Origin of the sequence: Enterococcus sp. 7E2_DIV0204, assembly GCF_002140855.1 — a bacterium.
GTDB classification, from domain to species: Bacteria; Bacillota; Bacilli; order Lactobacillales; family Enterococcaceae; genus Enterococcus_L; species Enterococcus_L lemimoniae.
The window spans coordinates 18,331-44,689 of sequence record NZ_NGKY01000003.1 but is presented as its reverse complement, the minus strand read 5'-3'; the positions used below and the strand labels follow the sequence as shown (position 1 = coordinate 44,689).

The window sequence follows — 26,359 nt, the reverse complement described above, 5'->3', positions numbered from 1 at the left end:
CAATAAAAGATACACATTAATGGGATCAATAAAAATCAAGGATTCAAATTGTATGTTTGTATTTGATTGTTTTAATGAGTTTAAATTATTTATGAAAAGAATAACCACAGGAAGAAAAGAAAAAGATTTAAACAAATTTAGTCGACGTTCTGCAAGTTCAATTTGTTTTTCATAGTAGTTCAAAAGCAATGTTGTGCTTTTTTCTAAGTCAGTTGATTTTTTTAAATAAATATCAATTTTCGCAATGCTTTGTTTAAGCATGTAAGTAGAAAAAATATTGAGTATACAAGCAACAATATATATATAAAGTCGATTATTATAAAGAATTTCTGACAACCCTGTTTTTATATACAATAAGGAATTAGATTCTAAAATAAAGGATGCAATTAATAGTAAGACTCCCCAAACTAGATTTGTGTTAAGCGAAGTTTGAACAGAAAGTAAGTTAGAAGCTTGCAGCGTTGATAAAAAGTCGACATTTTTAGAATCTAAGTGATCAAAATAGAGGTGGATAAGAAAAATGATTAAACATTGAATTAGGATTAGTAGTATTAAAAACAAGAAAGGTGCACTCCAATCATTAAGATATTGTTATATATATTATACTATGGAAAACAAAAAAACAAAACTAAGGTTAAACATACAGAAAGAGTGCAACTGTTCCAACGTAGTGAACTGTTGTGCTTTTTCTGTATGCCAAATCGGCACGTAGTTAGGCCGATTATTGCTTTTAGTGGAAAGGAGATGCAAGCATGAAATTTCTTGCAAGAAAGATTAGTAGTAGGTGTCAAAAATGAATATAAAGATTGTTGATCCGAAAAATGAATGCTAGAAAGTGCTTATAAAGCACCTGGAACGAAGAATAAAAGATCTTCAATGGCAACTAGAATCAATCATTCCAAAAACTGGAATAGTTTATGAATCTATTGATATTCAATACATTTATAGTATTAAAGAAGAAATTAGAATGCTGAAAAATGAATTACTGTCTCTAAAAATTAGGAATAAAATTGAATCTGACGGACATGCAGTTTTTTATGTAAAAAAAAGCTACACTCCATTGAATCAAAGAACACAAGATATTCTAAAGAGAGTTGCGAGTAAACGAAAGAAAATAATTAATAAATAGGAGGAATAGATCAATGTTCTATGCAATAGCTTTAGCGTTAGGTGTAGTAGTCGGACTAGTCTCGTACCCAAATATCGCAAGTATTTTTAAGTTTCAAGAAAGAGGGCAAGAACGGGCAATCTGCAAGAAGTTCGACTGTAAGAAAAATGAATTTACTTATTTCTACAGTGAGAATGACGATTTTTTTATTGCAACAGTTAACGGGAAAGAGTACCACATTAAATTTTCACAGAAAAAACCAACACAGGTTATTTACTCAGAAGAGTTGTTTACAACGCCAAATTAACAGAAGACGAAAGAAGGTGATATAGGTGGCAGTTTCTTTTGTTTTTTTGGAAGTTTCAAATATGGAAGTGCCTATAAGCCGAGAAATACCTTTAGATAATGCGCTTCTTCTATTAACCAAACAAAATCAGATTGCAGAACAAGAACACAGTCAAATGACTTTTACGTATGCTTTGTACACTGAAGATCAAGAAATTTATCAATCAACTGTAGAGCTTCCACAAGCTGATTTTTCTTTATTCTTGACCATTATTGCTGAGATAAATGAACAACCTTTTGAAGACGAACAACAAAAAGAAGAACTTTTACAGTGGTTTTACACTGTTTTTGGGGAAAAAATCAAGAAGAAAAAAGAGGCCAAAGAGAAGAAAGTAAAACAACCAAAAGAAAAAAAGCCCATGAAGATCTCTACAGGAGCAAAGAAAGTAGCTTTATTCGTTGTAGTAATCACGGGTCTAATAGCTTTTGGGGCAGGTACTTTTTACTACGCGACAAGTAGAAAAGAGATAGTGCCAACCCTGGAAGACTATTTACAACGTGAAGAGTACACAATGGCAGCTGAAAAATATCCAAATGAGATAACGACTATTGAGAATGAGCTGTTTATGCTAGTTCGTACAAAGGATAAATCTTTTTTAAAAGCGCTCAAAGAGTACAACAAGCAGTTTCCCACCATACAAGGTGAGTTTGACCTCGCAATGTTTGATTATGATTATACGACCGCTGCTAAAATCTATGGAAAAAATATAGATTTATTAAAAAAAGATAGTGATAGAAGCACTTTAGCAGGATATTCCTATCTAAAAATAGACGATTTAAAAAGCGCAAAAGAAATCTTATCTGAAACGAATAATGCAGAATTAGAAAAATTTGTTCTACTTTATGAACAGTTGACGAAGATCATTCAGGAAAAAAATAAAGAAATCAAAGAACTTCAGAAAAAGCCAAGTGAAAACAAGGAAACTATCGAAAAAGCGATCAATGAACTGTACGACGCAAAGGAAAAATTGAATCAGTTTTGATAGAAGGAGGAACTTATGAATCACAAAAAGAAGATCAGTAAAAAAATTATCGCAGGCGTTAGTCTTTGTGCTATTGCGTTAAGCGGTATTGTTGGGTATGGTGTGTACCACAATTTAACTCCTGAAAAAGTTGAAACGAAAGGAACGCCATTAAACCCAACAGAAAGAGGACACCAATTACCGGTTATTCCTGATGCTGAAAAGTCCACTAAAAAAGGAAATGCTGTAACAGACGCTGTCAAAAAAGCAACGCAAGACAGCAGCTTAGAAGACTTTAAATCCATTCCGTACACAAATAATCAACAAGAAAAAACGCAAGCATTAACACAGCTGAACAATTTAGTTCGACAAGAGCAACAGTCACAGAAGAAACAACAAGAAAACAACAAACAAGGGGAGCTAACACAGCTAGTTAACAAACCAGCTGAGGTGAAGCCGTCGGTTCCAAGTGATGGAGGAAACAAACCAGTCACACCAAAACCAGAACCAGAGAAGCCGATCAAGCCAGTTGACCCCATAGATCCACCAGTTGTTGAAATTGATTATTCAGCTTTACAAACATTAGTACAACAGGCGCAAGAAATCAATCTATCTTTGTATTTATCTTCTAGTATTGAACAATTCAAGCTTGAATTGGTTGTATCTCAACGTATGCTTGAAGATTCGTCTAGTTCTCAAGAAGCGGTGAACAATCAAGTGTACAGGTTACAGCAAGCAATCAACCAGCTGGTTTTAAAGGGAGACAAAACGGCCCTTCAAACTTTATTGATGGACAGTCAAGGAATGAAAACAGACATTTACACAGACGAAACGGTAGCTTCGTTTGAAGAAGCAAAAAGCCAAGCACAATCAGTTTTAGATAATGCTGAAGCGCCTCAAATTCAAGTTGATCAAGTGAAACAATATTTACAGCAGGCAATCGATAACTTAAAAGAAAAAGAAGAACCGTATTTAAGTTTGGCCTATCTTCAAAGAATTGTTGATCAGGCTCAAAAAATTAACGCTTCAGAGTACACACCTAGTACAGCTGAAGTTCTTACAGTTAAATTAACTGAAGTTACTGAATATCTTTCCAAAAATGAATATACCAAAGAATTAAATGAGAAATACGGTGAAGAGTTGCAACAAGCAATCGATCAGCTTCAAAAGAAAGGGGATACTTCAAAAATTAAAGAACTTTTAACGACTATTTCTGCAATTGATCGAACTAAATACACTGAGGAAAGCCTAGCGCACCTTGACACTGTATGCAGTGATATTCAAGTGCAACTTTCTAATGAAGAGCTTACACAAAAAGAAGCTGACACTCTATATCAAAACTTATCAGAAGCTTTCTCTCAACTAGAAGAACTAGTAGCTACTGACCAAGAGAAGTAGAAACAATGAAGAAAAAATTTGCGTTAGGCTGTTTTCTTTCATTTTTTTCTTCCTTTTTAGTTCTTTTCGGATTATTTATGGTCATTTTTATGGTAGCTAGTAATGAAACGGATAACACAGATTGTGTTGCACCAAGTATAGACAATCCAGGAGACGGTACAGCCGTACCAAATTCTGTTGAAGAATTTGTAAAAGGCCACAAAGACGCTTATATTCTATCATGGAAAGCAGGTGGCTTTTTACCTTCAGCTAGTATCGCACAAACAATGGTTGAAAACGGCTTTAATTTTACAAACCCTTCAGGTACTTCATTTTGGCAAGCTCACAATATGGGCGGCGTTAAAACGTCAAAAAAAGAAGACTTTCCCGTAACATTACGAATATTTGGTGCAGACTCCGTGGATATCACAGGGACGAAACCAGGGACAAATGTTGGTGATAACACTGGTGGGGCGTACACATGGTTTAAGGACTACAATGCAGGGATAGTTGGCAAAGCTGAGTTTATGGCGAATCAAACACTGTACACAGGAGCAATCAACAACACAGATGGTCTAAGCGCCCTTAATGCAATCTTTCATGGTGGGTGGGCGACAGATCCGACTTATCTTTTAAAATTACAGGCTACGTACAACAATTTAGGAAAACAATTTCAGTGGTTGGACAAAGAAGCGATTCTAAAGTATGGAGCAACACCTTATGAAAAAAGCACCGATCTATCAAAAGAGAATCCATCGCTTCCAAATGCTGAAAAAGAAACTGATTCTTCAGGTTGTGTCGTAACTTCAGACACAAAAGGTCAAGTTATCGGCGAAAATTCAGCACCAACTTTAGAAGCTCCAAATGAATATCAAGGAAAATTGACATTACCACCACCGGATAATAACAATTATGCAGGAAATGAATATCCATATGCTGAGTGTACCTGGGGAGCCTTTAATAGAATGGCTCAAATAGGTCAACCGATTGAATGGTTTTCTGGTAATGGAGGACACGGTGGTGCATGGGCTGAAAGCGCTCGAGCAAGAGGTTACACCGTTGTTAAAGGAGAACCTAAAGTCGGTTGGGCAGCCTGTTTTCAAGGCGGTGTTGCGGGATCAATTCCACCGTATGGACACATTGCGGTAGTGGAATACGTGAACTCTGATGGCAGTATTTTGGTTAGTGAAGTCAATGTTATTAACATGGGATCAGGTACTCGATCATGGCGTGTATTAAATAAAGAAGTTGCTTCTCAGCTTGATTATATTCAAGGAAAGGGGAATTAAAAAATATGGCTTACTTTTCCACCATAAGTAAATTTTTAACACCTGCACTACTAATTGTATTAGTAGCAGGTGGCTTTTTGTTCTATTCTAGTAAGCAAACAAGTTCAAGAAGAATAACTGCATTAGAAAAAGAACTAAAAGTAGAAAAAGAAAAAAATGAATCAGCAGCATATCAAAATAAACAGCTAACACAAGAGTTTGAAACCTTGTATGTAGAAAAGAATGGAACTGCAAATAAAGAGCTTACAACGGCTACTCAGGAGCTATTTTCAACAGTATTTACTTATCGTACTGATCGTGAAGAGGACAGCATTAAAAGCAGAAAAGAAAAAGCAACGGAAGTGACAAATCAAACCGCTTTAAACGGCTTATTTCCAAAAGACGCTGAGAACAGCAAGCCTTCAGTCTTAACGATTTCTCGCATGACCAAAGACCCTGAAGTGTATCTAATGCCTTCAAATGAGAAAGAGCTAACGTCATTAATTGTGGTTCATTATGCAGTATCGATCGCAGGTAGCGACGAACAAGTAGGAACATTTATGTACAAAGCGGTATTTAGCCCGCTAACAAGTCAATTCACTGAAATTCAGAACATTGGTGAAGTAAATATTCCTTAAAACGTATGAAAGAGAGGACACACGAGATGATACTATTAATCGCTGGTTCAGTGTTAGGTGCTTTTTTTCTATACGACACAATATATGGTGAAATTCAAACCGGGAAAATTAGGAAACACTACTGCGAAAGAATAAACAGGAGAGAGATTTTAAGAGAATCATTTTACGATGAAAGTAAAAAAGCGGAACACAGTAAAAATGTTCAGGTGGTGTTGAATAAACACGATCTTGTAATTAGAAAGCGGATTGCTTCGGGACAAGAAATTTACAAAGAAAGTGATCTATACACTGAACGTGTCTACTTAAGGGAGCTTTTGAAAGACATTCAGTTTGACAGGTATCAATACGAACTACTAGATATGCCTAGAGAAGATCGTAGATTGGATGATTGGAATTTATTTTAAAAAAAATCGAAAGAGGTGGTTTAGTGGACAGAGTAAGGGAAATTCTGAACACAAAAATTACCATTAAACTAAGTTATTTCAGCTTAGAACAAAAGTTACTTATTATTTTAGGTATATGCGGTTTATGTATTGTTTTAATAAGTTTTGTCTCGAAAGATTAGTATTTCCCAAAAGGATTAGCAAACAGGAGGCATTTAATGGCTGAAAAGAATAACAATTCAATGGGTTTAAAAAAATTTGTTCAGGAGCTACAAGAGATCATTTACACATCAGTTTACACTTTCAACAAAAAACACTATTTCTTTGATAATGCACATTATCCCGATATTGAAGCAATTCTGATGTTGTCAAAATTCCAAACAAGCACTAATGCTGAACTACTACTAAAAAGAATATACAATCAGCTAATCACAGAAAGCATGGAAAAGTACGCAAAGGCAATCAGTAAGTATCAGCAAGAAAAAACAGAAAAGAATTACAAAAAAATCGGGGATTTAATTGTACCAATAGCAGAAAGCCATTTAAACATAGTTCAAGGAAGAGAAACGATCGAAAAAAGCGAATGGATCAGAGAATTTGAAAAAGAGTTTCAGTTACTGTTTTTTGGAAAGTCGAACGAAGAAGAGAATATCGTCTATTTTGAAAACATGAGGCAAACCGAATATTGTGTCGAAATTAACCACAACAGAAGAATAATACACATTAAAAAGTTTGAGCTTGAAAACACTCCAGAGTCTGTCGAAAAAACAGTAAACATTCTTAATTTTCTACTAGATAACACTGATAAATGGCATGAATTGGGGTTGATAGCAGTTCCTGAAAATTCAGTTTATGTCATAAAAAATGTAATTGAGAAAGATTTCTACTATGAAGTGTTGTACGGAGAGAAAGAAGCTTTAAATGCTTTTGGAAACTTTGATTGGTCCGATTTTTAATAGCAAAATTACTTAAAAGGAGAGAAACAGAGTGAACGAACAAAACCACGAACCTCAACAAAGAAAAGAAAATAAGCAGATACAAATGAACAGGATCACGTCAGTACAAGGGGAATTTAAAGCAAATGAAAAAATTCAATTGTTTATCATGTGGCAAGTCCTCAACAAACGCTACGTAATCGGTTCTAAACTATTTTACGATGATATTGAAGCAAAAGTAGGGGCAAACAAACAAGCCTATTCTAAGGCCTGTATGTTCTTAGAGGGGGCAGGCTTGATTGTAGATAAAGTAGTAATTGCAAACAAAGTACCTGACAGTTTAGTAGAAAGGTTTGGACTAATTAATGAATCAACAACGTCCAAAAATTAACTTCGATGCACTACAGAAACAAAAGCCCCCCACCAAAGAAAAAAAGCCTAAGAAACAGAAAAAATCAAAAGATAAAGGTATTGAAAGCACTCGTGACTTTCGATTCGAGCGCAGGAAGGTTGGAAACTATCTAACCTTCTTTTTTTACGCATTGTTCTTTTCTATGGCAATTTTACTGCTGATTTTTAACAGTCGATTAGGCGAAATAACGAAAGTATCACGTTCAAAGGCAGTAGATACACAAAAAATAGTATCACTGGTCCAAAGTAAAAATGAACAAACAGACACAATCAAATTTCAAGGCAGCCAATTTTTAGAAACGCTGATCAATCGTACTACTGATGAAGAAACAGAGAAAAAGAGAGCTGAAACACTTCCGTTGTTCTTGCCAAAAGAACTAAGTGGTCAATCATTGCTGTTCTCTTCAAATGCAATCAGAACGGTAAAAAAAATTGAGTGTGTTCAGCTTGAAGCCAAAGAAAAGGATCAGTACCGATTGCTATATGACGTTATATATAGTGAGGGTAAATTTGATACGAGCTTGCTGATACGTCTAGATACTGTCTTCAAGAAGGATCAGCTTCAGATCTTAAATGTACCTACGATTATCAGCTTTGAAGAAAAGAAAGCGGAAGACATTGAAAAAGAACCATACAAACCAAGTGATTTTTACTCTAAAGGAGAAGCAGTTACAGAATCAGAGCAACAAAAAGTGAAAGAGTTTTTATCAAACTTTTTTGATCTATATGTTTCAAATAACGAAAAACTTCACTTGATCTCAGCTGTTTCAGGGTTAGAAGGTGGTACTTACGACCGATCAACGATTGAAAATGTCGTTAAAACAGGAGAAGAAACATACGAGGTACAAGGAAGTTATCAGTTTCATTTTCAAGAGGACAACAAGATCACTTCGTTTTTCAGTTTAACCATTCAGGTAAATAAAGATAGTTTTTATGTAGAAAAATTTAATTAATTGGAGGATCACATGAATAGTTTAAAAAACATAGTACCAGTTATAGGTACAGCAGCACCAGTTACAATGCCTTTTGATTTTTCACCATTAGCGAAAGGGTTTATCGGTCAAATTGTATGGATCTTAGTAGTTGTTGCAGGCTTTTTTATAATCGGAGGAATTTTCACACAGGGTATTGGGGGAGTTGTAACGAAAGTTGCTGGAATATTTTTCTTAATATTCCTACTTGTTGCACTTACAAAAGGGCAAGAAATCGGTCAATGGTTACTTGATGCAATCTGGAAAGACGACGCAACCGCAGGAGCAGGAATCATTGTTCCGCCGTTTATACGTGGAGGTGCATTTCAATGGAATATTGCTACACTAGAGAGTTCAATCAAAAGCATAAGCTTTATACGATAGGCGGAAAAGGGATCCCGTTTGCACCTAACGGGATTGCTTTAGAATCAATTTTACTCTTTTTTGGCATAATAGCAGTTTTAGCAGTAATTGCCGTTGTTGCTTTTGTCAAGAAAGTTTCTTTTTTACAATCGCTGTTTACAAATGCTTACTTGATCATAATATTCGGAGTCGTTATTTTTGTATGGTTCTTATTTTCGCTGACATGGGATAATAAGAGCTTTTTTGGATTTCTAAAAGGACGGTTCACTTTTTTTGCTAACAGTCGCATACAGACCGAACATGAACATAAAACGGTACTGTACAAGCAGAAAGTCAGTTATCAACGTAAAAAGAGGTGGATTTAGTGGATTTTAGACAGACGAAAAGTAAAGTTGTTCGTTTTCCAGTAGAGAATTATGTAGGAAATTTTTACTTCTCTTACACTAAGAACCCCATTACGCAAGATAACGACGTGTGGGTCGGCTATCACCTAAGTAAACAAAACTATCCGTTAAATGATCTGAAATTCTTCAATGAATACATTGAAGAGGGAAAAGGTCTGTTTGAAAACGATACGCTTGAATATCAGTTAATGAACATACCTACCCGTTTTGAAGTGAGTGAACACATTGACGAGACGGTGAAACACCTCGTCAAAGGTCAGTTTAAAGATTTAGGAGAAATTTACTTCAGAGAAGCAGGAGAGATCATACAAGACGAGATCCAAATCAATGAATATGATACGTATTTATTCGTTAAGCTGACGACAGCTGTTCAAATAGTCAACCCTGTTGAATGGCTGTCATTACTAAAAGAAGCAATCAGTCAAGGGTTTCAATCAGTCGCAGGTCAAGACAACAACGTTCAAACGTTGTTGTCTTATTACATGAGAAGAGAAAAACAAATCTTTAGTGATTTATTGAATCACAAGCAAGTTCGACGACTAACTGAAGACGACTACGAAAAAATTACGTATTATCAGTTTCACCGCTCGAACGATAAGATCCCGACTAGAAAACTTTTAAAAGAAGAGATCAACGAGGGAATCATTGAAAATCAAAACGGCCACATTACGATCGAACAGCTAGAAAAAACACATTATGTTTCGTTTGTTAATTTAGTTAATTTACCGTCTAGTATCTTAGGCAGTGGAATTGTTCAAAACATTCAGGATAGCTTAGCTTTTCCTATTGAAACGCAAGTAAGAGTTCGTTTTGAACATGAAAAAAAGGATATGTCTAAACTTTACAAAATGCGGAAGAGAATGCTTCAGCAGAATAAAGATATCGATACTACCGATGCGATACTAAACGATGATGAAGTTTTGCTGTTTGGTGAAGAACGGCTGACAGACCTAAACAACAAACTGAAAGCGAAAGATCGGCGGCTATGCCGTGCTTCTATCACTTTTGTAATCAGTGCCGATTCAAAAGAAGAACTAGAAAATAGGGTAAAAGACCTAGAATTTTGTTTAGATGGCACTGATTTTAAAGTTTATCGATCTGTAGCCGACCAGCTGACACTTTTCAATCAATCACTCATTGGCAGTAAATATGCTTTCAAGTCGTTTGAACAGGTTGTGACAACAGGTTATATTGCTGATCTAGGTCTAAACCTTACTAAAAAGGTAGGGAACGAGTATGGTATGCCACTAGGACGTGTCATAACGTCTAAGAAGTTTAAAAGTGTTAAGCAGGCGTTAGCCTTCAGTACGAACATTGTTTGGTTCTACCCGAACCTAACGAAAAAAGATATTGAAGGATCAGTACACAAAAATGGTAACACGATCATTACAGGCCCCCCTGGCATGGGAAAATCAGTCCTCGTAAAAAACATTTTCTTATGGTCAACGTTTCTAGGTCAAAAGGTATTATACGTTGACCCCAAAAATGAGACAGAGCTATTCTTTGCTAAAGCATTAGAGAAATACGGCCACATTTCACACTTTAGAGAAATGTATAACCGTATAAACTTTATCTCTTTGTCTGAAGACGAAAAATACAGAGGAATCCTTGATCCACTAATCTTTTTACCTAAAGAACAAGGAATCCAAACGGCCCGAACTGTTCTTCACAGCTTAGCTGAAATTCACAAAGATAGCGCAACATTTAGCACTAAAAAGACGTTGATCAATGACTGCGTTTCTGAAGTAGCCAACGGATCAGGTAAAAAGAATCTTTCACGAGTAATTGAGATTATCCGTTCTCATGATCCTCAACTAGCGAATCTGTTATCGAGCTATAATATCGGCATATCTAAAGTGTTGATCGGTAACGATGATTCTACAGCTATTGATTTTGGAAACCAAATCAATGTTCTAGGTATTCAGGGCTTGAAGCTTCCTAGTCAAAAAGAAATTGAAGCAGATAAGCTAACAAATGAACAGATTTCCAGTAACGTTATTATGGAAGTGATCATGAAGCTTACGTACATTTTCTCAACGGATAAATCAGAAGACGCGTGTATTATCTTTGATGAAGCAGGAGCGATGGAAAATACTTCTCAAGGTAAGTATCTAATTGACGATAGTCTAAGAAAAGGGCGTGCGAATAATACCGATATCTACCTTGTTACTCAGGCATTTATGGACTACGACAAAGAAGATATGAAAGAATTGATTTCTTACAAATTCGCATTCAGACCAAATCAAGAGAAAGCACAAGAAAAAATTATTGAATTTTTTGATATGGAGCCAAACAAAAGTAATATGAAACTTTTAAAATCTCTTAAATCTGGTACGTGTCTTTTCCAAGATCATTTAGGCAGAAACCAAGCGATCGCCATTGATATTATGTTTGATTCATGGTTGACGGCTATCTCTTCAACGGCCAAAGAATCAGCTGATATTCAAACAGCTTTAGCAATGGAGCAAGGGAGGGCAAGCTAACATGAAGAAAAAGTTTATTTTACGATCGATCATTCTTGCCTTACTTGTTTTTTTAGTTTTTCCTGTATACAGTTACGCAGACAAATCTTCTAGTTTATCACCTAAAGATAAAATAGAAGAGCTACACGACGAGGTAGTAGAAGAAAAGGAAGCGTCCGAACCTATTGCTTTAGAAATTCCCAAAAATGATAGTGAACTTTATGAACGATATGAAGACAGTCAATTTCAGCTGATCACAAAAGAAGCAAAAGGCATAACAGGTATATTTATAAACATAAGTGGAGCGCTTAAAGAAATTGTCTTTGCAGGAATTGTAGCTACTGGACGTTTCAACACAGCAATGGTTGATTTCATGTTTAGTTACAATCTTGACGACAGCGTAAAAAAGCCGATTCTTGACATTACTTCAGGACTTGCCGGTGGATTGCTTTCACTTGCTGGTACGTTGGGTATCGCTAGTGTTGTTCTGGTAATGGCGCTTAAATACATTGCTGAACAGAATCTCAAAAAAATAGCTATTTTATTTTTCATGACAATTTCCTTATTTGTAGGTTTATTGATCCTGAAAGATAGCACAAAAACCGACAGCATAGCTGAAACCGTTGTAAATGTAGATAATTCGATCGAAACAGTGTTTATCACAGCAAACCCGACCTTTACGCAAGAGCCTACAGATAATGTACCAATGCCCGATGAAGGCACACCGACAGGCGGGTTAAAATCAGCTAGTGATCTGATTAGTTCAAAAGTCTTTCGTACAGGTGTTTACGAACCGTATCTACTATTTACTTACGGAACAGCAAACGAAGAAACGATACGAAAAAAGACCGTCAAATACAACGAAAAAGAATACGATCGGATCGGCATTCTTCTAGACAATGACTTTGACAATGAAAACAGCCGAAAAATTTTTGAAGCAGTGACAAAGTATGAATCTGAAGAACTGAAAAACAAAACGATCTCATGGAAAAACAACATGAGCCTTTTTGTTCAAGGGATATTCTATATAACCTTAAACATAGCACAAGGGATTGTCTACTTCCTTCTAAGTATGGTACGACTCATTTTAGTGCTATTGCGTTGGATCATGTTTCCACTCACAGCTATATTACTGTTTACAGCCTTTTTCAATTCAGGAGTAAATGTCTATAAAAATGTTGGTAAGGGGTTTGCTACTGTAATTGGTCTTAAAGCGATAGTATCGTTTGCGATGGTTTTTGTCGCTAGCTATATGAGCTTAGGCTACAGTGTTTCTTCAAAAGCAGATAATCCGTTTGTTAAAATTTTTATTATTTTGATCTATCTAGTTACCCCCGTAGGGCTTTATTTCTTCCGACATTTAATCGGTAAAATGATTACTGGAAACTTGAGTTTAAATGACATAGGATCGATTATACGCAATCCTTATCGTTCAGCAAGATTAATGAACAAAGCTAGCCGAGAACAATCTAAGCTAGCTAAAGAGCGCCGAAAACAAATGAAAGAAGATCGGAAAAAGAAGAAAAACGGCGGAGATAATGAAGATGATGACAACAACGAAGACAAGAATGCACCAAATCAACCTAAGAGCAGCGAGAACACAAGATCAGATAAGCGAACAGATGGTGAAACTGATTCAGATTCACCTGAACTAGACAAAGATGGTGAAGTTCGTGAAAATGTCCAAAGTATGAGGCGTTATAGAACGGAGAAACCTGAAAAAGAAGTAACGCCAAAATCAAATACACCTCGCTTCAGTAATCTAAGAAGGGAAAAAGCCAACTCTAACACAGAGAAAAATCGTTCTAAGGCTGGCGAAAAACTAAACGATTTGCACGAAAACAGCCGTTATCAGGATATGAAAGAGAAACGTGATCAACCTGAAAGACAACACGTAAAACGCCAAGCACACCAACGAAACGCACAACGACAACAGGAACAATTAAGAGTTTCAGCCGTTGGCCGATCGCCTAGACGTTCAGGGCAAACAACCAGTCCAAAACAAGGAGAGTTCCAACGTAATGCAGGAAACACACACAAGCAATCAAATGCTCGATACGAACCGAAGAAACAAAAGACAGAAATACAACCAAAAGCAAAATGGCGTAAACCTAGTAGCAGTCATACAGTATCACCTAAAACGCCTAAAGCTTCAGTAGCACCCAAAAATACAACTAGAATGCAACAATCAAGAAAACAGACTGCACCAACACCAAAACGAACAGGAGTGAATCGTAGACGTGTTTAATGAAGAAGATCCAAACGGTAAATTCTTTGAGAAGAAACAGAAGAATAAACCGAAAGAGAAAACAAAATACGAAAAAATGGTACTTGCTTTTATAGCAAGTATCCTTTTTTTATATCCGTTTGCCTTTGTGGGACTACCTTTAGCTTTCTTAGGCTTGTGGCTTGATAAAAGAGATCAGGATAACCACATAGAAGATATGGACTACAAAAGCTTTCTAGAGCGTCATACATTGGGTTTAGGAATGGCAACGTTCTTACTATTTGCTATAAACTCACTAATTTTTGTCTTAGTAATGCCAAGAGGCTATTTCTCGGCCTACCTACTGTTTCCGTTCAATTTGTTCCAAAATACACTCGTTTTTAACTATGAAACTGTAATCGCTTTGATCATAGGTAGCATTCCAGTAACCGCATTATACTTAACAATGTATTCTTTCAGTGGTAAACGAAGAGTTCAATCTAAGTCTGATAAGAGAAGAGCGATAAAAGAATCTGCTTCATACAAAAAACGTTTGGCGAACAAGTTTACGCTATCTGAAGAGGAAACGAAAGAATACAACCGAGCGTTTTTAGAAGCCAAAAAGAACAATGATTTTGAAACATTAAATGAACTAAAACAATATATTTTCATTGGTACTGACGAGTTCGGAAACTCCTATTTCATGACCTTCAAAGAGTTCAATCAACATGGGATGTTCGTTGCTACCACAGGTGGTGGGAAAACAACAGCACTTGAATTAATGATCGAGCATTGTGCAAAATTTGATATACCTTGTCTTGTTTTAGACGGTAAAGGGGCCAAAGATACACTTGTTGCCACGCAAAAAATTGCAGGCTTACAAGGTAAAACAGTCTGTAATTTCTCAGACAAAGGAACCGTTTCGTATAACCCAATCAAGCAAGGAAACTCAACAGGAATTAAAGATAAGTTAGTCGAGTTAGCAAAAACCGAGAGTGTTTATTATTCGGCTGCCAGTGAACTATTGATCATGAACACCATACAGTTAATTGATCATTACAAGATCCCGCGTACATTTAAACAGTTTTCAAATTATCTATTGCCTAGAAATGTTTTATTACTTTTCGCTGATGAAATTCTTTTATTGAAGCCTGATTTGTTCATTTTTGAGGTAGAAAGTAAACCAAAGAAAGAACCTAAAAAAGAATCAAAAAAGAAAAAAGAGAAGGAAGAAGAAGACGATTCAATTTCACAACTTGACGAGGATCTTCAGCAATTAGAAGACGAAGTAATCGCTCATGAAGAAACAGAATATGTAACGCTTGATCCTGAAACAATAGATTTAGAACAGCTATATGGTGTTCTAAGGTATTCAAGAGAGTTACTCAACACTCGTAGCTTAGAACTGTTTAATCAACTGTTTACCCGTTACGAACACAAGAAGAACCCGTTCTATTTGTATGCGACGTCGGAGAACTTGCAAACACAAATCAACATTTTAATGGATAGTGAAGTAGGGCGTTTGTTTGATACTGAAGGTAATTCAAATGAACTCGATTTACTAAATGCAACACGCAACGGTGATATCGTTTATGTCTCTTTAAACGGCCTGATCTATTCAAAATTTATTAAAACAATGGCACAGTTTATCGTTTCAGATATCAATTTCTTAGCGGCCGAGCGATACGAAATATCCGAATCATTTCCGTTTGTGGTCCTTTTTGATGAACCGTCAGCGTACCTTACAGACGGCTTTATTGACACAGCGAATAAGACTAGAGGGGCGGGAGTACATGCAATCTTCTCACCTCAAACACTCGCTGACATTGACAAAATAGATCCACTAATCACTAAACAATTAATTGGAAACGTGAATACTTACTTTGTCGGACAAACCAATGAAGCGACCGAAGTTGATTACTGGTTGAAGCTTTTTGGAACGTATGACGATATAGAAGTTACGTCAATGATTGAACAACAGAGCGGTTATTCAGATGTAAATAAATCCGATTGGGTAGCTGAAAGAGGAACTAAAAGAAACGTTGAGAACTTCATTGTCACAGGACAAACCTTGCGTGATCTACGTACAGGTGAGTTCATAATTTATCGTAAAGGAGCAAATACTCGTGAACCAATCCGAAAAGTTTATCTGCGGAAAGTATCATAAAAGAGGGAAAGCATTATTTGTTTCCCTTCTTTTTTTATCTTCTTTTGTGCTTTTATCATGTAGCAAAGCTAATGCTGTTCAGCACTCAACACTAGACGAAGTAATGAACATAAGAGATAAAGAAGTGATTATCTACTTAGCACGTGATGATTGCCCAACTTGTAAGAAAACGGATCAGCAGTTGAAAAAAGTTACTGCTGGATCACAACCTAGCATATACAGAATAGAGACAAAAAAAGAACCAAATAGAGAACTTCTAAACAAATTAATTCAAGAGCAAAACATAAAAGAAGTACCTACTTTTTTATCAAAAAAGAACGATAAAGTATTCAAGGTCAATTTAAAAATGGACCAAAAGAAACCCACTTTTCAGAGATTGAGTGAAGATTGAGTAGAGATTGGGTGGGGATTGACTGAAGATCGAGTGCGGGGGGCGCCCTGCCCCTATCCATTGGTATTAAAGCGTTTCTGCGCCTAATTTGATTTTGACCATTATCTCCCAACGTAGTCTGACGACTACTTATGAGAGATAATGGTCAAAATCAAATTAACTACGAAACAAAATAAATGGATAGGGGCAGGGCAAAGGAGAAGTTAGGATAATAAATATAAATAATAATAAATAATAAAGGGCATGTGTGTGGTGTGCGTGTGGCTGTCGAAAGAACGTGACAGCACACGCACACCACACACACAAAGATCAACTACCTTCCGTCCTTCAATCATGAAGGAAACTTCTGTCCCCTCTAATCCCCACCTGTTCACTGGGGAGGAATCAACCCCTAGCGCCTACGCCCCAGTGTCCTTGGGGCTGTCTTAAAAGAGGGGATAATCGTTCCCTATGGCTACGCCATAGAAAACGATTATCAAGGTGGAATTAGAAATAAATTTCTAATTCAAGAGCATTTAGTAATTGGCAAAAATCGTGCCAATTAAAAGAAAGGAGATACGAATGAAAGCTTTACTCGCTCATTACTATATACGCTCGTTTTCATATCGAAATACTGACTTAATTATTTTATCTTTGCTTCATGAACTACGTATCATGACAGCAAAACAAATTCACGTCATGCTGAACTTTGAATATGAAATATCGCTTCAAAATGTTCAAAAAAACTTAACTGAATTACGCAGAAATGAACTGATAGGCCGCATCAAATCAGAAACAGATAGAAAGACTTTTTGTTACTACTTAACAAAAAACGGTCATAACAATATTGGTGGTATGTATTCATTTCCAAAAGTTCCTGAATACAATCTTAACCACCACTTGATGGTAACTAATGCTTTAATTGATACTTTTAAAATTGTTGGCCAGCAGCCACATTTAAAAGTAGTTCAAACAGAGCGACGGCAGGCTTATGAAATAAAAGATTTTAACAAAGAGATGAAGGGTAGAGTTTTTAGTGTAGCTGATTTTCTTTTCCGTTTTCGTGCGAAAAATCGACGAGATATAAACTGGTATTTTGAAATAGAGTTGTCTTCAAAAACGAAACGACGATATTTGCACGGAATTTTTCCAAAATATATTCGAGATTTAGAAAAAAATCCTGAAGCACATTTGTTTTACGTGACACCTAGTCATTACATTTTTGAAGAATTAGAACGTTATAAGGAATACTTTGTTCAAAAATCAAAAAATAAAAATATAGAAGAAGTATTTGATCGACTTCATATTATTCCACAGCCTAAATTTAAAGAAGAACTAACTAGATTAGCTAAAAATGATTTATTTATTAACTGGTGAAGGAGGAAGACTGATGAAAGAGGAAACAATCGCACTCCATTTTGAAAATAATGAATTAGCAGCGATATCCGAAGCTATTTCAGAATGTAAAAAAAATCTTGACTCTTCAAGGGACTTAACAGACTTTAACAATGCTGAGAATAAGATCGAGAATGCACTATACAATTTAATGATTAGTGAAATGGAAGATGAAGGGAGCAGCTAATGAGACGGATGGAAAAAGAATTCAACAAAATTTTTCTAAAATATCAAAACGAATTAGAAAAATTTGGAGTATTAGATACGGAGCAAGCAGAAAATCAAAAATGGTGGGCTAGAGACACGATCGCAAAAGATTGTGATTTGAATCTTGATGTTAAGAGGCTTTGTTTGATGGGACGAGTTGAGATTAGAATGTATTACGACGGAACATTCGGTCTGAGCAAGGAATGTGTGCCATTTTTTGTCAATGATCTGGTTTCTTTACAAGGCGTGATGAAGTATTTCTATGGAACACCTTTTGAACTTCATTTTAGGAAAATTAATAAGCTTGACTTTGTTCGTTATGAAGTGTCTATACCAGAAATTAAGGCAAATAATTTCAGAAAATTAGAAATCTACATTGAGCAGATGAACATTAGCTTACATGAAATCGATAAACATTGTCACTATGATTAACAGCTGTTCAAATGAAAACAAAAAGATAAGGAGAATAAAATCTATGAATGACAGAATTAGTGATGATGAACTAATTGTAAGACTTAAAGAATTAGGTACGTTTTATCATTTAAATTCAGACAGTGACGAAAAAGACTATCGTTTTACATTAAATTTACATGATATGCACACACCATATAACGGATACAATGACTTCACCTTAAATGATGATGCTAGCTTTTCAGTTGGTGGCTATACCACAACAATCGATATAAATGTGATCGAGGAACGTCATTACAATTATGACGTTGGATTATGTAGCTATGGCTTTGCGGTTACAGAGTTAGACGAATTAAGAAAATTGATTTCTATTGTATATGGTTCAAATTTTTCAGTGGAATTACAACGAATCGATGTAGGCTGGGTGAGGTACGAAGTCAAGCTATCCATGTTGAAATGTCACAACGAATACGACTTAGAAATAAATATTAGAGCACTAAGACATATAATAGTCCAAATTTTGAACCAAGTGAAATTACAAGGAAGTTTTTAAAAATAAATAAACGATGAACATTGCAGCTATGATTAATAGCAATTCAAATAAAAAGATTAAGAGCGGTCCCTAGAAAAATCTAGGGATCATTTTTGTTAAGGTCATTCATTCGATCCTGAGCCTTTTTCAATTCTTTTTCGGTTGTCTGTAACGGACAGTTGCTTTTTTAGGTTATAGCCTATTTTTAGCCATTTGAAAAGGGTATATGAACTCACGTTGTTCGCCCTGTTCAACTGCCTAAAAATAAGCTAGGGCATAACCTAAGCAAACGCCCGAACAGACTATGCGAAATAGAAACCTATTGAAAAACAGGAGAGTTGCAGTCGCTCATTCAAACACAAAAATTAAAGATCGAAAGAGCCGCCACTCACGCCTGTCGAAATAGGTTTCCAAAAACGAAAAGGACTGGTGAACATGAAAAAAGACTTTAAACAAGAAATCGTAAAAGAAATAAAACGGCTATCAGGAAAGAAGAACGTATCGCAAATATATTTTGATTGGGTTCATATCATGGCATACACACTTTCAAATGGTGCAGATAAGATTCAATTTAGAAAGCGTGAGGATGCCTATTTAGAGCTTATAAATCAATACAACAAAAAAGAAGTAGAAGTATTTACGAAATGTTTTGCGCTTCTTATAGAAGCATTGGAATACAAAATGCATGACTGGCTCGGCGATATTTATATGGGACTTGAAATCAGTAATAAAAATGCAGGTCAATTTTTCACACCTTACTCTGTATCGCTATTGATGGCAGAAATAACCTTTACCAGTAGTGAGGAAAAATTGAAAGAAAAAAACTGGATAGGATACTATGAGCCTTGTTGCGGAGCTGGAGGTATGACCATTGCGTTTGCGGAAGCAATGCAAAAGAAAAAATATAACTTTCAAACGCAGCTCGTTGTCTGGTGTGAGGATATAGACGAGAATTGCTTATTAATGACATACGTTCAACTGTCGTTATTGGGCATAAAGGCGATTTGTAAAGTGAAAAACAGTTTATCACAAGAAGAATTTTCAACATGGTACACGCCGTTTTATATCTATTTTCCGCCTAAACTTGAGAAAAAAGAGGAAACATTGGAAAAAGTGGTTGAACAGGTAGTCGAGCAACAAGAATTAACCGGAGAAATAGAACAACTAGCCTTATTCTAACTACATAAACTCTCTTTGGTAGGGGCTAAAGAGAGTTTTTAAATCATAAAGACCAGGATAAAAATAGCACGCTATTTTTCTTCAGGAAGGTCAAGTTCAAAACATAGATCAAAAGCATTAAAATTTCAGAGCGATTTTATCGTTATTCAGACTTTCTTTGATGTGATCCTTTTTACCTAACAAGGCTACTTACTATCGGCGCAGGCGCTTATACACTTTTCATATTCAGAAAAAAAGGGGCGTAAATAAATTGAAGAAACGCTGGCGCAAACAATTTTTTTACTACAGCACTCCCTTTTTTTTTGTCTATTTCAAGTGTTTGGCATAAGCACGCCGATAGTAAGCAGTTAGGTAGAAATGGATCTAAATTCAATCAAAGAAAGGGCTGAAATCTAATAACAATAAAATTGAAATTTTTAAAACCTTATCCGCCTCCTGACACACGTTGGCAAAAATGAATTTTGAAAAACACATAGAAAGAGTGATGAAATATGGATTCAGTTTATGAAATTTTGAAATTAAAGCAAGAAATAATCGTTCGTGAAGATTTTGCCCCTATGAACGCAAATTCGATTTACAGTGTTGCACGTTGGTTACAAGAAGAAATAGGACATGATGCACAAGAAAATGTAGTTGTCTTGTGTTTGGATACTAAAAGAAACGTAGTTTGTTACTCTACAGTGCATAGAGGAACCGTTAATCAATCACTTGCACACCCAAGAGACATATTCCAACGTGCGCTACTTTCAAATACTAATTGTTTTATAGTTGCCCATAATCACCCGTCAAACAATCCTAGACCTAGTGAGACTGATACGGAATTTACAGGTAGAATCAAGAAATGTGGGGATTTATTAGGTATCAAGCTACTTGACCACGTGATTGTCGGGAAAGACACCTATTTTTCCTATAGAGAAGATGGTTACCTCGTGTAAGAAGCTCATATCGAGTGCTTTCAAAAAGCGTGAAAGCACTCGAAAATAAAGAACAGAGGAGAGAAAGAGCATGACAACGAAAGAACAGGCTGTTTCAAAGATGGAAGTTGAACTATTGGAAGAACATTCAGAAATCGAACAAGCACTATTTGATTGGCTTATTGAACAAGAGGACGAGGAACTATTCAAAGGCATTTTAGAAAAAGAAAAAAGTCTTGTAAACGCTAGACAATACGCCTACAATCAAGCGTTTAAAATTCAAGTTGGCGGGTGTGCAGTCGTGAAAAAAGAAGATGTTTACGCATGGACGGCGGAATATTTCAAAACGCCAATGGTTGTAGCAACACAAGGCAAGCTCACCAAAGAGAAAAAAGTGGAGAAACCAAAACAAAAATGCGAAAACCATGTCAAAAAAGTCGAAAAAACAGAAGAAGAACCGAAAGAAGAACTGATGAAAGGGGAGCAATTAGATTTGCTAGATTTCTTATGATGAAAAAAACGCCGAATGAGTATTATAAAAATAGACTGACACCACCAAAGGCTTTCTTTGAGTGGTGTTACAGTCAAATGCCAACGTACGTATGGAAAAATAAAGAGAAAACGATCATTGCTTCAGATAGAAAACACGATTTTATCAAAGAGAAGCGCTTGACAAAAAACTCTCGTTTAACTTTTTTTGATAAAAAGGAAACCTTTGAAATTATTTTATCAACGAGCAAACGCATTGAGCGCCAATTCTATGAGGTATTTTCACTTTTTGACAATGGGATACAATATTTTGAGGTTAGATTATTGAATTTACACGTATTCACAAACAATGCATACATTAAAATCCATAGAGAAAATGAAGAAAACTATACTTTTGGACTGGCACCTGTAGTCGGTATGTTCAATTATTACGCTCAGCCGAGCCGATACCCAAATAATTGGGTAGAGCGATTAGAACGTGTATCAGAGCTAAAATACATCAATTTAGAAGAACTATCAGTTGACCTGTTGCAATGGTATTATCGCTATCGAGATAGAATTGAGATGATTCAAAAAATGGGAGCTAAAGGAATTGAGAAAGAATTTAATCAAGGACGGCTTGATTTTAGGATTGTGACGATGAACTGGTTAAAACGTTGGAAATTATATCTAAGAAATTCAACTCATACGTTTAGTGATGTACGGTTGAAACAAAAAATCGAGCAATTAGGCGGAAAGTTCGTAGAAGGAATTGAACCATATTTATCAGAATGGGACATTGAAAAACTTCCAAAAGAAATGAGTTTAGTCCGTTTTCAAAATTATTTAATCAGACAAGAAAAATCTTTTGGCTACTATAAGGACTATATCGGAATGTTAGAGGACTTAAAACGAGAAATTACGAACAAACGTCGGTTCCCTAAAAATCTAGCAGAAGCGCATGACGAGGCGGTAGATACACTAAACGCCCTAGAGCATGAAGCTGTACGTGAAGAATATGAAATACGCAAAAAAGAGCTGTCAGAACTAGAACTGACCATTGATAATTTTGTATTTGTGTTACCTTCTAATGCCAACGAATTGATTAAGGAAGGACGAGCATTAAAGCATTGTGTAGGTGCTTCAAGATATATCAACGGACATGCGGAAGGCACAACAACGATTGTTTTTGTTAGAAGAAAGGAAAAAATGAATGAATCATTTTTTACGATTGAATACAAAAAAGGAAAAATAAAGCAATTACAAGGCGTTAAAAATGAAGAAACGGTTCCTAAAGAACTAGAAGAAGCAAGTGAGAAATGGCTTAAAAGAGTAAATCAACTGATGGAAAAAGGAGGGCAACAAGTTGCCTGATGTTCACAAAGAAAAAGACTATCTTAGTTAGAGCCTAAGATAGTCAACTGAAAGCGTTGTTCGTTTGTTCTGTTGTTAATTGTACCAAATAATATCGGAACAATCAACAACAGAAAAACAACACTGAAAGGAATGTGAAGGATCATGTATCAAATCAAGGAAGAACAAGGCGAATTTGTCGTGTATTGCGGCGGAAAGGAGATTGCTCGTTTCGGAAGCGAGAGAGAAGCGGAAAAATTTTTAACAAAGGAAACGGAATATTCTATTCCGCAAGAAGGAAAAAATACATTTTCTATTATTGACTAAAAGAATAAACCCCAGGATCTAAAGATCAAAGGTCAAAAGCAGGCACTAGGTAAACCTAGTGCTTATTTTTGTCAAACCCAATCATTCGTTCCTTCTCTAGCGCTTTTTTACGTTTCCATTTCGATAGGCTGTAAAGTTCGTCTGCTGAAAGGCGGTTATAGCCCATTTTTAGCCCGTTGAAAAGGGTATATGAACTCACTGCGTTCGCCCTTTTCAACGGGCTAAAAACAGGCTAAGGCATAACCACAGCAAACGACCTAACAGCCTAAACGAAATGGTAACTAAACTAAAAAAAGAAAGGAGTAGTCGCTCATTCAATGACAAAAATAAAAAGTCAAAAGATTCCAGCTTCACTCCCAAAACGCCTGCCGAAATAGGTTTGAAAATCAAAAAAATAAAAAAGCGAAAGAAGGAAATCAGAATGTTGAAAGAAAAAAGTATTGTAGTTATTGTCGAAAATGAAAAAGAAGTTTTGTACAAGGTTGACTGTATTCCTTATACCTATCTTGCAGATTGTACAGCATATCACGCAGAATTAGGATTTTTTCAAGGGTGTTTAAATCCCCACGAAAACTATCCTTTAGCAACAGGTGAACAAGAATCGGAGTTTGAAAATGCCTTTTCTGATTTATTATCTGAAATTGAGAATCCAATTACTAAATTTAGATTTTTAGACTATCGAGTAAAAAAAATTCTAGGGGTTGATTATACATTTACAGCGATAAGCAGAACAAAACAAGGCTTAAAAGTAAAAGCTATAACACGTGACACCAATCCACTTGTTAGTGTTGAAAAGTTTGAAGAAATAGTTCTTCAAATACATGTTGATGAAGAAAAGAAAGAAGAATTTGTTCATATATTCGGAATAAAAGTTTATGCTTCTCAATTTTCATATGGATCTTGAAAGCTGATTACTCAAAAGAAAGGAGAGATTGTCTAATGAATGAACAAACAATTCAAGGGCTATGGTCAGCAAGCACAACGCTTGCGAACCATGACCCACTAAACAAACAAGAATCGGAAGCGCTACGCTATTTACTTGACCAGTTGTTAGGAACGCTGGTACCTACACCGCAAGAAGTGAAACGTTACAAAGAATGTAAAAATTATTTAGTTAAGTGTGAAAGTGAGACACAAAAAGACTATTTTGAACCAACAGTTTTGCAGTACGAACAGAAATATTCACTAGTAAATTAGGAAGGATTAATTTTAATGGAACAGATGATTGAAGTTAAAAAGACACAGTTAGAAAGTGTTTTGACACTATTGGAGCGAGCAGAGTATCTGCTCCCCGATACTGATAGCCGAGTGATTGACTACAGACAAGAAGTGTTGAACATTAAAGAGTTACTAAAATCAGACAAAGTCTAAAAAAATAGAAAAGAGGAATTTATTTATGATTAACAATGTGGTATTAAATGGACGTTTAACAGAGGATTGCGATTTGCGTTATACAGGGAGCGGTAAAGCAGTTGGCAATATCACAATTGCAGTCAATCGTGATTTTACCAATCAGCAAGGGGAGCGTGAAGCTGATTTTATCAACTGCGTTGTTTGGGGAAAGCCTGCTGAAACGTTTGCCAATTACACAAGAAAAGGGTCTTTGGTCAGTGTGGCGGGACGTTTACAGAGCCGGAACTACGAAAATCAACAAGGGCAAAAGGTATATGTTACAGAGGTAGTTGTCGAACATTTTGACTTTTTAGAAAGTAAGGATCAATTAGAATTTCGTGAACAAAAGAGACGAGAGCAACAGCAACAGGGTGGTAATACGCAACAAAATCAACAACAAAATCAGCAAGATTACAATAATGCTGCAAATAATATCGCCAACAGTCAACAGCAGCAAGCACAAAATAATCAGCAAAACTATAACACTCAACAAAATAATAATATGAATAATCAACAACAATCACCTCAAAATAACAATGGTACAAATCAGTATGGCGGTAAAAACTACCAACAATAACAAGTAATGAGGGAGAAAAAAATGACTATTTTCTATTGTGAAGCTAGATTATCTACGATCAGGAAAAAAAGTGATGTTTCAGAAATATTAGGGTTGCTTAGAAAACAAGATACTTCCATTCGCTACTTTGCGAATGGAAGCACAGTAAAACTGGAGCCTTCCCAAAACATAGACCGAACCAATTCATTTGACTACACTCAGCTTCATTCGATGAATCCACTCTTAAATGTAACGATTGTTTTATCTGAAGCTGAAGCAATTGATCAGCTTTGGAAAGAACGAAAATACTATAACATGCAGGGGAGAGAATAGAATGAAGTACCTATTTAAAAAATGGTGGCTACTACTTTTAGTAGCTACCGCCCTATTAGGGGCGAGCTGTTCTACTCAACAAGTAGATGATGCCAACAAACTAGATTTAAAGGCAAAAAAAGATGAACTCGTCAGCAAATTTTTTGGTAGTCAGTCGGAAGAGCTACAAAAAAGTGTTCTTATTCCAGTGCAACTAAGTAGCCATGTGGATGGTGATACAAGTAAATTTTTGTTAAATGATCAAGAAATAACGGTTCGATATCTATTGATCGATACGCCTGAAACGGTAAAACCGAATACACCTGTTCAGCCGTTTGGATCTGAAGCAAGCGACAGGACAAAAGAATTGCTTGAAACTGCTTCAGTAATTGAGATCATGCTCGATAAAGGAAATGAAAAAGATAAGTATGATCGTGTTTTAGGGTACGTTTTTATCGATGGCGAATTACTTCAGGACATTTTAGTTCGTGAGGGGCTTGCTAGAGTGGCTTATGTTCATGAACCTAGCACTACATATTTACAACAGCTGGAACAGAGTCAGGAGCAAGCGAAACAGCAAGGTATAGGTATTTGGAGTATAGAAGGTTACGTTACAGACAGAGGATTTCAAGAATAAATAGGGGGAGAGATAATGGAAACATTTATTGTTTACGATATGCATGAAGATGGAAAACACAGAGGCGGTAAAAGAATTGTTGGAACAGCTGAAAATTTAGCTTCTTATATTTATAGAATAGAAGATACTCACCGATGCATAGTAACAGATACTGGAGATAATTTGATTTTAGATACGTTTGGAAACATGATCAATAATTGCTTAGACAAGTCGCTATTAAATCAGCTTTTGCCGATTTTGATGCCATATCAGATGGGAAATGTTGATGAATCAGACATTCCAGAGGTTATTTATAAATAACCTCTG

32 protein-coding genes are annotated in these 26,359 nt (G+C 35.9%); 31 read left to right on the top strand and 1 reads right to left on the bottom strand.

Translation table 11 applies throughout. The annotated features are described in order from the left end of the window. Positions 1 to 561: hypothetical protein (locus A5819_RS19535; protein ID WP_217809035.1), on the bottom strand; the 561-nt coding region annotated here is incomplete at its 3' end. A 581-nt stretch (positions 562 to 1,142) separates the two neighbouring features. Here A5819_RS19535 and A5819_RS17350 point away from each other — a divergent pair. From A5819_RS17350 to A5819_RS17210, 31 genes are all read left to right on the top strand, one after another. Continuing rightward, positions 1,143 to 1,415, top strand: coding sequence for a hypothetical protein (locus A5819_RS17350; protein ID WP_086282400.1), 273 nt, complete (start codon positions 1,143 to 1,145; stop codon positions 1,413 to 1,415). Between the two features lie 61 nt (positions 1,416 to 1,476). Further along, on the top strand, positions 1,477 to 2,436 hold the full coding sequence (locus tag A5819_RS17345) for a hypothetical protein (protein ID WP_139843342.1): 960 nt from the start codon (positions 1,477 to 1,479) through the stop codon (positions 2,434 to 2,436). A gap of 15 nt (positions 2,437 to 2,451) precedes the next feature. After that, positions 2,452 to 3,813 carry a hypothetical protein gene (locus A5819_RS17340; RefSeq protein ID WP_086282397.1) on the top strand — a complete coding sequence of 454 codons (1,362 nt, stop codon included), beginning with the start codon at positions 2,452 to 2,454 and terminating at the stop codon, positions 3,811 to 3,813. Between the two features lie 5 nt (positions 3,814 to 3,818). Further along, positions 3,819 to 5,081: a CHAP domain-containing protein gene (locus A5819_RS17335; RefSeq protein ID WP_086282395.1), complete on the top strand. Its 1,263-nt coding sequence runs from the start codon at positions 3,819 to 3,821 to the stop codon at positions 5,079 to 5,081. A 5-nt stretch (positions 5,082 to 5,086) separates the two neighbouring features. Continuing rightward, the gene (locus A5819_RS17330) at positions 5,087 to 5,698 is read left to right on the top strand and encodes a hypothetical protein (RefSeq protein ID WP_086282393.1); all 612 of its coding nucleotides are present in this window, start codon (positions 5,087 to 5,089) and stop codon (positions 5,696 to 5,698) included. 26 nt (positions 5,699 to 5,724) lie between these two features. After that, the gene (locus tag A5819_RS17325; protein ID WP_086282392.1) at positions 5,725 to 6,102 is read left to right on the top strand and encodes a hypothetical protein; all 378 of its coding nucleotides are present in this window, start codon (positions 5,725 to 5,727) and stop codon (positions 6,100 to 6,102) included. A gap of 197 nt (positions 6,103 to 6,299) precedes the next feature. Then, entirely contained in the window at positions 6,300 to 7,037 is a 738-nt protein-coding gene (locus A5819_RS17320) for a hypothetical protein (RefSeq protein ID WP_086282390.1), read from the top strand. Between the two features lie 31 nt (positions 7,038 to 7,068). Continuing rightward, complete coding sequence (locus tag A5819_RS17315) at positions 7,069 to 7,407, top strand: hypothetical protein (protein ID WP_086282388.1); 339 nt, start codon at positions 7,069 to 7,071, stop codon at positions 7,405 to 7,407. Then, positions 7,382 to 8,380 (top strand): conjugal transfer protein, encoded by a 999-nt coding sequence (locus A5819_RS17310; RefSeq protein ID WP_086282386.1) that lies wholly within the window; start codon positions 7,382 to 7,384, stop codon positions 8,378 to 8,380. Before A5819_RS17315 ends, A5819_RS17310 begins: the two co-directional genes overlap by 26 nt. A gap of 12 nt (positions 8,381 to 8,392) precedes the next feature. Further along, entirely contained in the window at positions 8,393 to 8,782 is a 390-nt protein-coding gene (locus tag A5819_RS17305; protein ID WP_086282384.1) for a hypothetical protein, read from the top strand. After that, entirely contained in the window at positions 8,728 to 9,126 is a 399-nt protein-coding gene (locus A5819_RS20160; RefSeq protein ID WP_086282382.1) for a TcpE family conjugal transfer membrane protein, read from the top strand. Before A5819_RS17305 ends, A5819_RS20160 begins: the two co-directional genes overlap by 55 nt. Continuing rightward, positions 9,126 to 11,648 (top strand): ATP-binding protein, encoded by a 2,523-nt coding sequence (locus A5819_RS17295; protein ID WP_086282380.1) that lies wholly within the window; start codon positions 9,126 to 9,128, stop codon positions 11,646 to 11,648. The genes A5819_RS20160 and A5819_RS17295 overlap by 1 nt, the downstream gene beginning before the upstream one ends. 1 nt (position 11,649) lies before the next feature. Next, positions 11,650 to 13,875, top strand: a complete 2,226-nt coding sequence (locus tag A5819_RS17290; protein ID WP_086282379.1) for a hypothetical protein — start codon at positions 11,650 to 11,652, stop codon at positions 13,873 to 13,875. After that, positions 13,868 to 16,000: a TraM recognition domain-containing protein gene (locus A5819_RS17285; RefSeq protein WP_086282377.1), complete on the top strand. Its 2,133-nt coding sequence runs from the start codon at positions 13,868 to 13,870 to the stop codon at positions 15,998 to 16,000. Before A5819_RS17290 ends, A5819_RS17285 begins: the two co-directional genes overlap by 8 nt. Continuing rightward, on the top strand, positions 15,960 to 16,391 hold the full coding sequence (locus tag A5819_RS17280; RefSeq protein ID WP_086282376.1) for a hypothetical protein: 432 nt from the start codon (positions 15,960 to 15,962) through the stop codon (positions 16,389 to 16,391). Before A5819_RS17285 ends, A5819_RS17280 begins: the two co-directional genes overlap by 41 nt. Positions 16,392 to 16,913: 522 nt before the next feature. Then, positions 16,914 to 17,747 carry a replication-relaxation family protein gene (locus tag A5819_RS17275; RefSeq protein ID WP_139843341.1) on the top strand — a complete coding sequence of 278 codons (834 nt, stop codon included), beginning with the start codon at positions 16,914 to 16,916 and terminating at the stop codon, positions 17,745 to 17,747. A 13-nt stretch (positions 17,748 to 17,760) separates the two neighbouring features. Next, complete coding sequence (locus tag A5819_RS17270) at positions 17,761 to 17,952, top strand: hypothetical protein (RefSeq protein WP_086282372.1); 192 nt, start codon at positions 17,761 to 17,763, stop codon at positions 17,950 to 17,952. Next, a complete protein-coding gene (locus A5819_RS17265) occupies positions 17,952 to 18,404 on the top strand; it encodes a hypothetical protein (protein ID WP_086282370.1) in 453 nt (150 codons plus the stop codon). Before A5819_RS17270 ends, A5819_RS17265 begins: the two co-directional genes overlap by 1 nt. Positions 18,405 to 18,447: 43 nt before the next feature. Beyond that, a complete protein-coding gene (locus A5819_RS17260) occupies positions 18,448 to 18,936 on the top strand; it encodes a hypothetical protein (protein ID WP_086282367.1) in 489 nt (162 codons plus the stop codon). Positions 18,937 to 19,350: 414 nt separating this feature from the next. Next, entirely contained in the window at positions 19,351 to 20,094 is a 744-nt protein-coding gene (locus tag A5819_RS17255) for an N-6 DNA methylase (RefSeq protein WP_086282365.1), read from the top strand. A gap of 491 nt (positions 20,095 to 20,585) precedes the next feature. Then, entirely contained in the window at positions 20,586 to 21,029 is a 444-nt protein-coding gene (locus A5819_RS17250; protein WP_086282362.1) for a JAB domain-containing protein, read from the top strand. A gap of 70 nt (positions 21,030 to 21,099) precedes the next feature. Next, positions 21,100 to 21,519, top strand: coding sequence for a Cas9 inhibitor AcrIIA9 family protein (locus tag A5819_RS17245; RefSeq protein ID WP_086282360.1), 420 nt, complete (start codon positions 21,100 to 21,102; stop codon positions 21,517 to 21,519). After that, complete coding sequence (locus A5819_RS17240; protein ID WP_176271499.1) at positions 21,516 to 22,850, top strand: PcfJ domain-containing protein; 1,335 nt, start codon at positions 21,516 to 21,518, stop codon at positions 22,848 to 22,850. Before A5819_RS17245 ends, A5819_RS17240 begins: the two co-directional genes overlap by 4 nt. A 144-nt stretch (positions 22,851 to 22,994) precedes the next feature. Continuing rightward, complete coding sequence (locus tag A5819_RS19395; RefSeq protein WP_176271498.1) at positions 22,995 to 23,156, top strand: hypothetical protein; 162 nt, start codon at positions 22,995 to 22,997, stop codon at positions 23,154 to 23,156. A gap of 421 nt (positions 23,157 to 23,577) precedes the next feature. Continuing rightward, complete coding sequence (locus A5819_RS17235; protein ID WP_086282356.1) at positions 23,578 to 24,060, top strand: hypothetical protein; 483 nt, start codon at positions 23,578 to 23,580, stop codon at positions 24,058 to 24,060. Positions 24,061 to 24,095: 35 nt separating this feature from the next. After that, positions 24,096 to 24,353: a hypothetical protein gene (locus A5819_RS17230; RefSeq protein ID WP_086282354.1), complete on the top strand. Its 258-nt coding sequence runs from the start codon at positions 24,096 to 24,098 to the stop codon at positions 24,351 to 24,353. Positions 24,354 to 24,368: 15 nt separating this feature from the next. After that, positions 24,369 to 24,527 carry a hypothetical protein gene (locus A5819_RS19390; protein ID WP_176271497.1) on the top strand — a complete coding sequence of 53 codons (159 nt, stop codon included), beginning with the start codon at positions 24,369 to 24,371 and terminating at the stop codon, positions 24,525 to 24,527. A gap of 25 nt (positions 24,528 to 24,552) precedes the next feature. Continuing rightward, a complete protein-coding gene (gene ssb, locus A5819_RS17225; protein ID WP_086282352.1) occupies positions 24,553 to 25,125 on the top strand; it encodes a single-stranded DNA-binding protein in 573 nt (190 codons plus the stop codon). Between the two features lie 21 nt (positions 25,126 to 25,146). Beyond that, positions 25,147 to 25,437 carry a hypothetical protein gene (locus A5819_RS17220; RefSeq protein WP_086282350.1) on the top strand — a complete coding sequence of 97 codons (291 nt, stop codon included), beginning with the start codon at positions 25,147 to 25,149 and terminating at the stop codon, positions 25,435 to 25,437. A gap of 1 nt (position 25,438) precedes the next feature. Then, on the top strand, positions 25,439 to 26,053 hold the full coding sequence (locus tag A5819_RS17215; protein WP_086282348.1) for a thermonuclease family protein: 615 nt from the start codon (positions 25,439 to 25,441) through the stop codon (positions 26,051 to 26,053). Positions 26,054 to 26,068: 15 nt separating this feature from the next. Next, positions 26,069 to 26,353 (top strand): hypothetical protein, encoded by a 285-nt coding sequence (locus A5819_RS17210; RefSeq protein ID WP_086282347.1) that lies wholly within the window; start codon positions 26,069 to 26,071, stop codon positions 26,351 to 26,353. Positions 26,354 to 26,359 lie beyond the last annotated feature (6 nt).